Origin of the sequence: Legionella drancourtii LLAP12 (assembly GCF_000162755.2) — a bacterium.
Classification (GTDB): Bacteria; Pseudomonadota; Gammaproteobacteria; order Legionellales; family Legionellaceae; genus Legionella; species Legionella drancourtii.
In genome coordinates, this window is the sequence record NZ_JH413848.1 from 171,431 (window position 1) to 184,620 (window position 13,190).

The following is a 13,190-nucleotide window of genomic DNA, read 5'->3' on the forward strand; positions in this document are numbered from 1 at the left end:
TGATTATTATAAACCGGGAGAGGTGCTAGTGAGTAAATATCATGAGTATTGGTGGTAATTTATTATTAAGTAATATTTTTCAGTATGCCCAAGTTCAACCGCAAAAAATAGCATTAAAATTTCTGGAGTCTGATTACCAAAGTAGCCAGGAATTAACATATCAGCAATTAAGTGAAAAAATTTTGCTCTTGGCAAATAATCTATGCATTTTGCAAAAAGATAGTAATAGTAAATTAGCAGTTCAAAAGCCAATATTGTTGCTTTTTGATTCCGGTATTAACTACATTGTTTCTTTTTTAGCGGTATTATACTCTGGTAATATTGCTGTTACAGCCTACCCTCCGCGACAAGCTCGGCATTTACAACGATTATTAAAAATTATTAATGACTCTTCTGCTTCTCTGATTTTAACAACAAGCGTGGTTCAACATTATTGCCAAGAGAATCAATTTGAATTTCCTAAAGACACGGCCTTAATTTGCATCGATAAGTTAGATGAAAAGGTATCGAATCCGATTATTGCTTTCCCTTCGGTGCACCCGGAGCATATTGCTTTTTTACAATATACTTCTGGTTCTACGGGCTCGCCCAAAGGTGTTGTGGTAACTCACAAAAATATATGCGCTAATCTTGAACTATTAGAAAGATATTTAGGGTCTGAGTCTATAAATAAATGCGTTTCTTGGTTACCTATATTTCATGATATGGGATTAATTGGAAACACGTTATTACCTTTATACACAGGTGGAACATGTGTGTTTATGGAACCATTTACTTTTTTAAAGAATCCATTATTTTGGTTACAAGCCATGAGTGCTGAGCATGGTACATATACCATGGCACCTAATTTTTCTTATGACTTAGCCGCTAATGCGCTGAAAAATAAAAATCCGTCAACATTGGATCTTGATTTTTCAAGTGTACGCCTTTTGGTTAATGGTGCCGAACCGATTAGACCGGAGACAATAAGACGTTTTGAGCAGTTACTTGCACCTTATCACCTCAAAAAATCTGTTATGAAGCCGGGCTATGGTATGGCGGAAACAACCCTCTGTATCTCAGTTGAAATGGCTGATGATTGCTTATTTAAGGTAGATAAAAAAGATTTGGAGAAAGGGGGGATTAAACGAGTTAAGGATAATCAATCTGGTCCGCATGTTGAGTTAGTAAGTTGCGGTAAGGTAGGCGCAGAATACTCTTTTAGAATTGTTGATCCTAATGAGCTACGTGCACTTCCAATTAACACGGTGGGTGAGCTTTGGGTTCAAGGTGATTCGGTTGCTTCAGGCTACTATCAAAATCCAGAAAAAACCAAAGAAATATTTCAAGCTTTTACTCGTGATCCTGCTGAGGGGCCTTTTTTAAGAACCGGGGATTTAGGCTTTATTGATGATGAAGGCCGTTTAACTATATGCGGACGGGTAAAAGATTTAATTATTATCAATGGGCGTAATATTTATCCTCAGGATATAGAGTCTGCTTGTTATCAAAGCGATATAGCCTTAATTCCGCATGGCGCTGCAGCTTTTTCAATAAATCAAGATGGGGTCGAGTCCTGTGTGTTGATAGCTGAAGTTAAAGAGGAGCTTGATGAGGTCCAATATCGGGAGATTATTGCGAAAATTAAAAAAGCAGTTTTTGAAGCCACTGAGATTAGTTTATTCGATATTGTATTAATCCCTCCGCGAAAGATATTAAAAACTAGTAGTGGGAAAATTCAACGTAGTGCTTGTAAACGCACTTATTTACAGGATGAATTTTATCAGGTTGCCCGTATGAATCAGCCCGCAATGTCCTCCCCAAATAATCAGGTTCAGAGTCTAACAATCGTTTCTGAAAATAATTTAATTACTTGGTTTAAAGCGTGGATCTCCTCTCATATGCCAGTTGCTTTTGCTGACATTGAGGTGGATAGGGTATTTGCTGAGTATGGGCTTACTTCAATTCAATTAGTAACGATGGTAAGTGATTTGGAGCAAGTCGTTAAACGTACACTAGATCCCTGGTTGGCATGGGAGTTTCCTACTATACAAAGTTTATCCCAACATTTAATGCAATACAGCAGTTCTTCCAGAAAAACAATAACGCAAAGAAGCTATGAGCCTATAGCTATTATCGGGATGGATTGTCGTTTACCGGGAAAAAATTATCAGGATATTAATGGAACCGATGCATTTTGGCATGCATTATTAGACGAACAGGATAGTATTGAGCCTATTCCTCTTTCTCGTTGGGATAATCGTTTATATTATGATGTTGATCCAAATGCAAAAGGAAAAATGTATTCATCTGAAGGTGGATTTTTAAGCGATATTAAACTTTTTGATGCGAAATTCTTTAATATTTCTCCTCGGGAAGCAGAATATCTCGATCCGCAACAGCGTTTGGCTTTAATCACAAGTTGGCATGCATTAGAAGATGCGGGATTAGTAGAAGGTGAATTAAAAAATTCGCAAACCGGTATTTACTTAGGGATCAGTACCCATGATTATGATCAATTAATTCAAAAGCAGGTGCCATTTACAGAACTAAGTACTTATCAGGCTACAGGCACAAGCTTTGCCATCTCGGCAGGGCGAATAGCTTATTTCTTGGGAACAAATGGTCCTTGTATGGCTATTGATACGGCGTGTTCTTCTTCTTTGGTAAGTATTCATCAGGCCAGCCGAGCCCTACAAGATGGGGATTGTGAGTTGGCGATTGCTGGTGGTGTAAATTTAATTCTCTCACCAGAAAGTACTATTATTTTTTGTAAGAGCGGCATGCTTTCTCCTAAAAATCGCTGCAGCACGTTTGATGTTGGTGCTGATGGTTATGTGCGGGGAGAAGGATGCGGTATTGTTATCTTAAAGAGATTAAGTGATGCCTTACGAGATGGCAACCGGATTCATGCTGTGATTTATGGAAGTGCAGTTAATCAGGATGGCGCGAGTAATGGATTGACTGCTCCGAATCTGGTTTCACAAGTGGAGGTGATTAATACCGCGTTAAGTTTGGCTCAATTGAGTCCTGAGCAGATTACGCATATTGAAGCGCATGGCACTGGAACCGAATTAGGTGACCCAATTGAATGGGAGGGAATTCGTCGTAGTTACGCTCAGGAACGACAAAATCCCTTATACATCACTTCAATAAAGACACGTATTGGTCATCTGGAAGCTGCTGCTGGTGTTGCCGGATTGATTAAAACAGTTTTGGCAATTAAGCATGGGCAAATTCCTGCTCATTTAAACCTACATCAGCTGAGCCCTAAATTGCATTTGCAAGACAATATGATCGTACCGAAACATTGTATTCCTTGGCCTGATGAGCAGCGCTACGCCGGTATTAGCTCTCTTGGTTTTAGCGGAACTAATGCACATATTATTTTAGGTAAACCTGAAACGGTTAATGTGACAGAAGAAAAAAAAGAATATGTGAATAGGCATGAGCATTTATGGGTTGTTAGTGCCAAAGAAGAGGGGACGTTGCAGCGTTACCTGGAAAACTATTGTGCTTATGGTGAACAAAATTCAGCGATTCATTTCCCTTCATTGTGTCATCAATTGTTGACACAAAGAACACATTTTCGTTATCGTGCTTTTATTGTTGCAAAAGACCAGCCAAGTTGGTTAGTTGCTTTGCAACAAAAAAGATGGCAGGAAGGAAATACTTCGGCCAATAATAAGTTAGGGTGGTTATTTACCGGGCAAGGGTGCTTGCAACCGAATGTGGCAACCGTCCTGTATCAGACTATTCCGGAATTTGCTGCGGTTGTAGAACAATGCTGTATAATTGTCCAAAATTGGCTTCCATTTGATCTACGCGAGATATTATTGAATACACCACCAAATGTGGATGTTAATAGTACTCTATATGCTCAACCTGCTTTGTTTGTTTATGAATATAGTTTAGCGCAATGGTTTTTACATTTAGGACTAAAGCCTGATATTTTGTTAGGACATAGTTTGGGAGAGTACGTTGCTGCCTGTATTGCCGGGATAATCTCGCTCCATGATGCCTTATATTTGGTTTGTAAACGCGCAGTATTAATTTCTTCTTTACCTATTCATGGGGGCATGTTAGCCATTAATGCCTCAGCTCCGGATGTAGAACAGTTTATTACTCTATTTAATGACTTAGTCATATCCTTAAAAAATGGCCCTGAACAAACTGTAGTTTCAGGAACTGATGCTGCAATTCTTGCTTGCCAAAATTATTGTCTCGATCATTCCATTCGCTGCAAAAAAGTGGCTACTTCGCATGCATTTCATTCTCCTTTGATGAAACCCATAGTGGATAAATTTGCCAAAATCGCTGCAGAGGTTACTTACCATCCTGCAAAAATAGATGTTATTTCGAATGTGACGGGACGGGTGTTGCGTGAGGGAGAAATTAATGCCGAATATTGGTGTTTGCATATGTTGCAAACTGTAGAGTTTCTGCAAGGAATCCAAACCCTGGTAGAGCATGAGGTTGAGTTGTGTCAGGAAATAGGGCCTAAACCTATTTTAATTGCGCAAGCCCAAATGGTACATGATTTTACTGTTTTACCCTCAGTAAGTGAACCTGAAAATCCTTGGCCAGGCATTATGGAAACTTTAGGGATGTTTTATTTACGGGGCGTTGATATTAAATGGCTGGTGCTGAATAAACATGTGTCATTTGTACATGAAGAGTTACTTAAATATCCTTTTATAGGAAAAGAATACTGGCTTCCACAAATTCAGGAGGGCACTTTTGCGCTGCCAGATGTATGGAAGTCTTACTTATATTACCAACAATGGCAAAAGGTATCTGCTAGTCCTACCTGGCTCAGCTTAGAAAATGCGAAGGTACTTTTAATCAGTAATACACCGCTTGCGTATAAGCCATTATTTTTCTGTAAGACAATTAATTGCCTTTCCTTGCCGGCGTCGCAACCGGATATCTTTGCAAATAGTGCCAATGCAGAGCTTATAAAGCAAGCAGATTGGCTTGTCTATCTTTGCCAGTCTGAACTCGGTAACTTTATTAATGAGACTACTTTATTTACTTATTTTATCCAGAGTTTATTGCAGAAAATACCAGAAAAACCAGTTCTGTTGCTTTGTAATAAAAATTCGTTAGTGGGTAGTTCTTTATTTGCGCTACTCAAATCAGTAAAACACGAATATCCACTATGGGCTATTCATTATTTGGAAGTTGAGTTAAATGACATTGATAACCCCTTGAAGTTTATTGCTGCCAGGGAAGCGGAGCACTGGGCTTTACGCTTTGAACAGGGCGATTTTTATCGGCAAGAAATTCGTCCTTTATCGGCTGAAAAAATAGAGGGTGAACGGAGCCTTACTTCAGATTTTTCCTGTTTGGTTACAGGAGCTTGTGGCGATATTGGTCAAGCAGTCATTGAGTCATTATCGCTTCTTGGCGCTCGTTATATAATTGCTGTTGGACGCAAGGAAAGAGAATCAACCTGGAGCGAGATGATCGAGCAGCAAAAAAATCAGGGTACCAAGATTTTTTATTATTCATGCAATGTCGCCGATTCTGCTGCCGTTTTTCAGTTGATGGAGAATCTTCCTGCGGATTTCCCTTCATTGGGAATGATCGTTCATGCTGCTGGAGTGGCTCATGACAAACCATGGAGTGAAACCACTGAAGAGGATATTAAGGAGGTACTTGGTGCTAAGGCGATGGGTGCTTGGAATTTGCACCAAGCAACATTGAATCATCCGCTTAAAGCATTTATTTTTATATCGTCTCTTAGTGCTGTATTTGGTAATGAAGGACAAGCTATCTATGCGGCTGCTAACGCATTTTTAAATGCCTTGAGTACCTATCGCCATCAGCATCAGCAACCTGCCCAGTCATTAATTTTAGGGCCAGTAAAAAATTTGGGGTTATTTAAAAATAATGAGCACCAGTTGACTCAATATTTAGCCGAAAAGGGGATTACTCCCTTGTTAAGAGCAGAATTACAAGCGGTTTTTCAAAAACAAGTAAATGAGACTAATTTGATCGTGAGCCATTTCTTACAAGCTCCTGCTTTGATTGAGGAACACCTTTCTTCTGCACGCGAGGATTTTAAAGGTTATGCCGAGGATACCAAAGTATGTAATGCAGAAAATATCTTGGCTATTGCTGTAGACGTCTTAAGACTTGCTCCAGGTGACTTGTCGATTACGGATAATTGGTTTGAGTTTGGCATGGACTCTATTATGGCAACGCAACTTGTTTATAAAATCAACCGGAAGTATACGAATACACGAATTTCAGCAAAAGATGTTTTTAACCATGCGTCGGCTCAACAACTAGCGCTTAAGCTTGGTGAACAATCAAAAGATATTTTTGATGATAAGCTTTTAGCGCAAACAACAGTATATAAAACAACCCATACTTTTCCTCTTTCTTTACAACAACAAGAAATTTGGAATTTTATCAAGAATTCATCAAGTAGTTTGGCTTACCAAATTCCTATGGAGCTGGCTATCACGGGAAACTTATCTGTTGATAAGTTGCAACAGGCCTTGTTCGCTGTAATGGCACGACATGATATTTTGCGTTGTAGTTTTCATGAAATTCTGCATCAAGTAAACCAGCATGTGCATGATGAGTGTTTACTCTCCTTGGAATTATATGATGAATATGATGCGCAGCAAGTTACTCGCTTTTTTACCGCTCCTTTTGATTTAAGTAAACCACCATTGATAAGGACTTGTTTAATCCAGGATGGGGATGATGAACATTATCGCTGGCTAATAGCTTTTCATCATTTACTTGGTGATGGATATACGGTGACTTCTTTTATTAAAGAAGTGATTGCTCATTATGAAGACCATAGCGTGGAAGAGCAAATAATTAACTATAGTGATTATGTTAGTTGGCAATGGGATAATGTTCTTAATCGATTAGATAATGAAATTGAAACATTTTGGACACAGCAATTACGTGGAGTTCCTATAGGGGTGCCTTTAGCCCGAAATACACAGCAGCCTCAAGAAGCGGGTGTTATGCATCAGCTTCTCCCACTTAAAGAAATTAATTCATCATTGGCACTGCTTGAAAAAAATAAAATCTCGTTAAGTAACTATATCTTGGCAAATCTGTTTACCATGTTGTTGGATACGTTCAAGCAAGAGCAACTGGGGATTATTGTTTTTTTCTCAGGTAGAGAAGATGGGGTTTTTTCTTCAGTTTTTGGTGATACCTCAAATGATGTTTTACTCGTGGGTACTCGTGGCACGAATGTATTTAGTCAAGCTGAAAAATTACAGCAGCAAATATTTTCTTTGCATGAGAAACAGTATTTCCATATTTCATTATTTAAGCAATTAGGTTTGGCTATGCCCATGATTTCATTTGATTTCCAAAGAAGCAGTGACTTAAATATCAAAACTAATTTGCAAATAAAAGCGTTAAAAAATGGAAATGTACAAAATTACTTATGGGGGGATGAACCTCGTCTCTTATCGTTTAAGGTCTTGCTAAAAGCACATGATTTAGAGTTATGCCTGAAATATCGACGTGATAAAATAGATGATTCTATAGCTGAAACCTTATTGAAGGCATATGGGTAGACAGGTTAATTACTCAGGAGCAAAATAACGTCTCTGTTCTTTTGGAAGATAAACAGTTGGCCTTATATGATGCGTCAGTAATGCAAAGTAATTTATGGCCGTTATTAAAAAGCCATCCTAACGGTGTGACTTATTATGTTCCTATATTTAAGGAAATTAATGGTTCTATGAATGTGGAGCGCCTTAATAAAGTAGTAAATCAGTTAATTCAACATACTGCAGCATTACAAGTATTTTTTATTGAAGATGATGAGGGAAAACTTAAGTGGAATTTTAATGCAAAGACGAGAACTTCAGTACAAGTAATAAATAGCCCACATATTTATGAAACGTTAGGGCAATTGTTGTTGGAGCCCATTCCTTTAGCGCAGGCTCCTTTGTTCCGATTATATTTGATTTATTGTCAAGAAAGTGAAAAATCAATTTTATTAATTCGTTTTCATCATCTTATTGCCGATGGGGTCGCGGCTGAATTATTTTTTAAGGAGCTGGAAAAAGCATACCTAATGAATGAGACTGCTATTATACCAAACTTGCAGCAGAGCGATTATCTTCATGATCATCATCAAGAACAAGAGCTGTATGAAAAAAATAAAGCAGAATATGGTCGTTATTTAATTGAAATTAATCAGCAATTGGAAAAACATCATTTTGTATCCTCATTAGGAACACCCCATTATATTGGTGGGGTCATCTATCGGAACCTTACAAAAGATGCTTCAGAGAAAGTCGTTGCTTTTTGTCGGCGCTATAATATTTCTCCCTATACGTTTTACTTCCATCTCTTTTGCATTACTTTGGCACATTTATTTGGACAGGAGAAAATCTATATTAGTATTGTAAAATCAAATAGAGGGCGCTTAAAACAACCTGATATGATTGGATATTATGCGGATAATTTACCTATTCTTTTTGCACTAACTTCAGAGATAGAGTCTATTCAAGAGATTAAAAATACGCAGATGCGTGTTCTGGAGTTGGTTGATCGCTTTCAATATCCGGTGCTCTCTGAGGATGCGGAACAGTTGGGGTATGTGCAACCGCAATTTATTTTTAATCAGTACACATTGGAGTCCTCGAATGATTTGATATGTTCTGCAGATTACTTGATAGAGGGCTTACTAAAAGCAGGCGGAAATCAGGTAGGACTGTGGAATTATAACTGTCCAGAAAAATTTAATTTACTTATTCGCAGTGATAATTTCAATAATATGATGGGATTGGTGTATAACCCATCCTTATCTACTCAGGAAGAAGCTGAAATGGTACTGGAAAAATTTATAGAGAAAATATTAAGTTTCCTCTAAGACCTGGCGCTTTTGAAACTTGTGCTGTGATGCAACACATTAAATTTTCTGCCGCTAAGGGCCCGGGAGTGCATAGGGAGCTGCCGGGCCTTGCGACCCAACGAGGGTATTCAGATAATCATGAGTTATTGTTATTAGCTAACTTTTACGAATTAAATTTAAAAATTCAGCTCGACTGGTTGCATTATTGCGCATGTCACCCAGCATTACAGAGGTTGCCATTACTGAGTTTTGTTTTTCAACACCCCGCATCATCATGCATAGATGTTTGGCTTCAATAACTACCGCTACGCCACGAGCACCGGTAATCGCTTCTACACAATTAGCAATTTCCGTCGTTAAGCGTTCTTGAATTTGTAAGCGGCGCGCAAAAAAATCGACAATGCGGGCAACTTTAGATAGACCTAAAACTTTGCCATTAGGAATGTAACCAACATGACACTTTCCTAAAAATGGTAATAAATGATGTTCGCACATAGAATACATTTCTATGTCTTTTACAACCACCATTTCACTCATATCCGAGTCAAATAAGGCATCATTAATAATGTCATTGAGGTTTTCGTGATAGCCTTTAGTCAAGTAGCACATTGCATTTGCCGCGCGCTCAGGCGTATCAACCAATCCTTCGCGCGTTACATCTTCACCTAATTCAGTTAACAGCTTTTTATAAAGTTCTTGCATAATATTATTCCTAACCTGGCGGCCATGTCATTTGTCGGCCACCCAGTAAATGTAAATGAATGTGATAAACTGTTTGGCCGCCATCGGGATTAATATTAAAAATTAATCGGTAACCTGTGTCACTAAATCCTTCAGCTTGAGCAATTTTCTTTGCTCGTAAAATCATTTTTCCCAACAGGGCCTGGTTTTCATCTGTGGTATCATTAATTGTAGCAATGTGTTGCCTAGGTATGATCAACAGATGCATAGGGGCTTGCGGGTGGAGATCGCGAAAAGCCATTATCTCATCGTCTTCAAACACTATTGCTGCAGGAATTGCACCTTCAGTAATTTTGCAAAATAAGCAATCCATAAGCAATCCTAGTAATTAGATAGAAAGAGTTATTATACATTCCTTGCTTATATTGCAACAGCTTCTCTTTGCCTTTTGATGCGAATTTTCGCATAATAGCGATTTTTATTAGCATAAATTTTTTGGGTCCTATGCTTATTTGCATGTGTTTTGAACAGAAAATTATATTAATTTTAGACTATAGGGGAAATAAATGAGTTTAATGAGGATTAAGACTGGGAATGATGTCCCGCATGAAATTAACGTTATTATTGAAATCCCCATGCATAGCGAACCCGTTAAGTATGAAGTAGATAAAGAATCTGGTGTACTATTTGTTGACCGCTTTTTATCAACACCAATGTTTTATCCTGTTAACTATGGTTATATTCCTAATACTTTATCTGAAGATGGGGATCCCGTGGACGTACTGGTCGTTACCCCAGTACCATTAATCAATGGTTCTGTGATTTCATGCCGGGTCGTAGGTATGTTAAAAATGACTGACGAGTCAGGTGTTGATGCCAAGTTACTTGCTGTACCCACGAATAAATTAACCAAAATCTATGAAGCGGTACAATCGTATAACGATTTACCACAACATTTATTAAATTCATTAGAGCATTTCTTTACTCATTATAAAGACTTGGAGCCAGGTAAATGGGTTAAAGTTGATGGTTGGGCTGGTATTGATGTTGCTGTGGCTGAGATCATGGCGAGTATTGCTCGTTTTGATGAGCAAAAATAATTAGTTTTTGCTGTCATTGCTAAATTACTGTAAATGCTGCTGATGCTTATCATGAGCAGCATTAGTGTTGTTAAGCAAAATAAAGATGCCTGACAGTAGTTTTGTCCTTATCTTCATAATAAAACTGCCAATAATACATCGAGTTAGCTATGTTTTTTGACGATGGATGTGTTTTCTTGTCTCGCTTTCTTGAACACCCTATGATACTTTATTTTTTGGCGCAAAAAGTTTAAGGAAACTCGGTGGACCTCCATCTTTCTACGCTATTTATTATATTGCTTTTCTTGATTATTCTTGCTGCTTTTTTTGCCGGTACGGAAATTGGCATGATGTCGATTAACCGTTACAAATTAAAGCATTTGGTAAAAAAAAACAACAAGCAAGCCATCCGTGTCAATCAAATTCTCGCGCGCCCTGATTTGCTCTTAAGCGTTGTCTTAATTGGTAATACGTTGGCTAATATTGTTGCTTCGACCATTGCAACATTAATTGGCCAACGTTTATATGGTGATGTTGGTGTGGCAATTGCTACTGCGTTGTTGACGTTCATCATTTTGGTGTTTTCTGAAATGATTCCTAAAACTTTTGCCGCCATTTATCCGCAGCAAGTTGCCTTTGCGACCTCTTTACCATTAAAAGTATTACAACAGGTTTTTGCCCCTTTGGTGTGGGTCAGTTCCTTCATTTCTAATAGCATTCTACGCTTGTTTCGTATCTCCATTGATCGAATCCAAAAAGAAGCACTCACGGGCGAAGAGTTGCGCTCGGTAGTTCATGAGGCTGGAGGGTTGTTGCCCGTTGAACACAAAAGCATGCTGATTAGTTTATTGGATTTGGAAACCGCTACGGTTGAAGATATTATGATTCCTAAAGCGGAAATTATCGGCATTGATTTGGCGCTGCCGTGGTCGCAGCTTTTGGAACAACTGGAAACCGCTCAACATACACGTTTACCTTTATATCGCGATACGGTTGATGATTTGGTTGGGATGATCCATGTTCGGGATGTCTTAAATTTGGCTTTAGAAGATAATCTGGATCTTCAGAGTTTATTAAATGCCGCTGATTTACCCTATTTTATTCCGGAAGCCACACCATTAAATATTCAGATCTTAAATTTTAGGAAAATGAAAAAACGCAGTTCGTTTGTTGTGGATGAGTATGGGAATATTTTGGGCTTGGTTACTATGGAAGACATCCTTGAAGAAATAGTAGGTGAGTTCACTACTGATGTTGCCGCGTTAAGCCGCGATATTACTCCTCAGAGTGATGATTCAGTTATTGTTGATGCTAGTTTAACTGTGCGTCATTTAAATCGTTTGATGGGTTGGCAATTGCCCTTAATTGGTCCTAAAACATTAAGTGGCTTGATTATTGAATATCTTGGCTATATTCCTCCCGCTGATTCCTGTTTAACCATCGATAATTACCGTATTGAAATTTTAAAAGTAAGTGATAATACGATTAAGAGCGTGAGGCTGTTTAAAGTCAATAAGAAACGTAAGTAGTTGGGGCTAATTCCATAAGCATACCCCTTCATAACCTTTATTCCGTAAGGCTTATGGCGTTATCCGGCATACATATTGAGTTAAAATAGTATTTTTAAATTTATTGAATGTCGTTTAAATGGCCTTTGGTAACAATGCAAAGATTGGTGATAATTTAAGCCATTTTGGGCTTTATCCATCATCGATTGGAAGATAGATGTTGTTCCTTTGATTGCAGAAACCACAATAATTTCATTTTTGTTATTAAGTAATGAGTTAACTGCCATAAAGCTTTCTGCATTGGCAAGACTGCTACCACCGAATTTATTTTAGGTCATTTTCTTTTGTGATCGTCACTTCTGCTGTAAACATATAACCGCCATTACGAATGGTTTTAATCAATAATGGTTTTTTTGCATTAATTTCAATCTTTTGGCGTAAGCGACTTATTTGCACATCAACTCGGCGATCAAGAGGATTAAGCTCACTATTTTTTGTAATTTGTAATAAAACCTCTCGCTCTAACACTCGCTGCGGCTGTTGTACAAAAGTAAGTAGTAAATCATACTCCCCTGCACTTAAGGGTAACTCTTGATGATTTTCTCCATTAAAGACACGTCTTGATGAGGGATAGAGCCGCCAATTGTCGAAAATAAAAATTTCTTTTTCTTGTTCTGATTGTTGCTGCGCTCGAAGGACGCGTCGGTTAATCGCACTAACTCGGGCATGCAATTCTCTTGGATAAATAGGATTAATAATAAAATCATCAGCCCCTGCTTCCAGTACCTTGATGCAGATTTCTTCATCAGACTGATCGCTGATCACGAGTAACGGTACTGGGTAGGTTCTATACAGTTGATGAATAGTTTGCAACTCATGTTGTAAAACAGACCAATGAATTAAAATGGCGATGGGTATTCCTGTCTCATGCTGCTGGATGGGAAATAATTGTTGTTGGTGTACTATTGCTATATTAAAGGGTCTGTTGACATTTCACATAGGCAACCATAAAAGTGCGCAAACCATGGCCACTACAGACGCGTAATTGCGTTTTAATTTATAAATCTTGTGGCAAGCCCTCTAAAATGCTTTATT

General features: G+C 38.2%; 6 protein-coding genes and 2 pseudogenes. 4 read left to right on the forward strand and 4 right to left on the reverse strand.

Going from position 1 to position 13,190, the window contains the following annotated elements; all coding sequences use genetic code 11:
- Positions 1-41 precede the first annotated feature (41 nt).
- Both LDG_RS16895 and LDG_RS16900 read left to right on the forward strand, forming a co-directional pair.
- Positions 42-7,538, forward strand: coding sequence for a type I polyketide synthase (locus LDG_RS16895; RefSeq protein WP_006872669.1), 7,497 nt, complete (start codon positions 42-44; stop codon positions 7,536-7,538).
- Positions 7,539-7,618: 80 nt separating this feature from the next.
- Positions 7,619-8,845 carry a condensation domain-containing protein gene (locus LDG_RS16900; protein ID WP_148263601.1) on the forward strand — a complete coding sequence of 409 codons (1,227 nt, stop codon included), beginning with the start codon at positions 7,619-7,621 and terminating at the stop codon, positions 8,843-8,845.
- A 138-nt stretch (positions 8,846-8,983) separates the two neighbouring features.
- Here the strand turns inward: LDG_RS16900 and folE are convergent, their stop codons facing one another.
- Both folE and LDG_RS16910 read right to left on the reverse strand, forming a co-directional pair.
- A complete protein-coding gene (gene folE / locus LDG_RS16905; protein WP_006872671.1) occupies positions 8,984-9,529 on the reverse strand; it encodes a GTP cyclohydrolase I FolE in 546 nt (181 codons plus the stop codon).
- A gap of 10 nt (positions 9,530-9,539) precedes the next feature.
- Complete coding sequence (locus tag LDG_RS16910; RefSeq protein ID WP_006872672.1) at positions 9,540-9,881, reverse strand: histidine triad nucleotide-binding protein; 342 nt, start codon at positions 9,879-9,881, stop codon at positions 9,540-9,542.
- A 193-nt stretch (positions 9,882-10,074) separates the two neighbouring features.
- On the opposite strand from LDG_RS16910, the gene ppa reads away from it, so the two are divergent.
- Both ppa and LDG_RS16920 read left to right on the forward strand, forming a co-directional pair.
- Entirely contained in the window at positions 10,075-10,608 is a 534-nt protein-coding gene (gene ppa / locus LDG_RS16915) for an inorganic diphosphatase (RefSeq protein WP_006872674.1), read from the forward strand.
- Positions 10,609-10,850: 242 nt separating this feature from the next.
- Complete coding sequence (locus LDG_RS16920) at positions 10,851-12,116, forward strand: HlyC/CorC family transporter (protein ID WP_006872675.1); 1,266 nt, start codon at positions 10,851-10,853, stop codon at positions 12,114-12,116.
- A 303-nt stretch (positions 12,117-12,419) separates the two neighbouring features.
- On the opposite strand, the pseudogene LDG_RS16930 reads toward LDG_RS16920, so the two are convergent.
- Together LDG_RS16930 and LDG_RS19930 are read right to left on the reverse strand one after the other, a co-directional pair.
- Positions 12,420-13,073 (reverse strand): annotated as a pseudogene (locus LDG_RS16930) (winged helix-turn-helix domain-containing protein); the annotation flags it as partial.
- A 15-nt stretch (positions 13,074-13,088) separates the two neighbouring features.
- Positions 13,089-13,190 (reverse strand): annotated as a pseudogene (locus LDG_RS19930) (IS5/IS1182 family transposase); the annotation flags it as partial.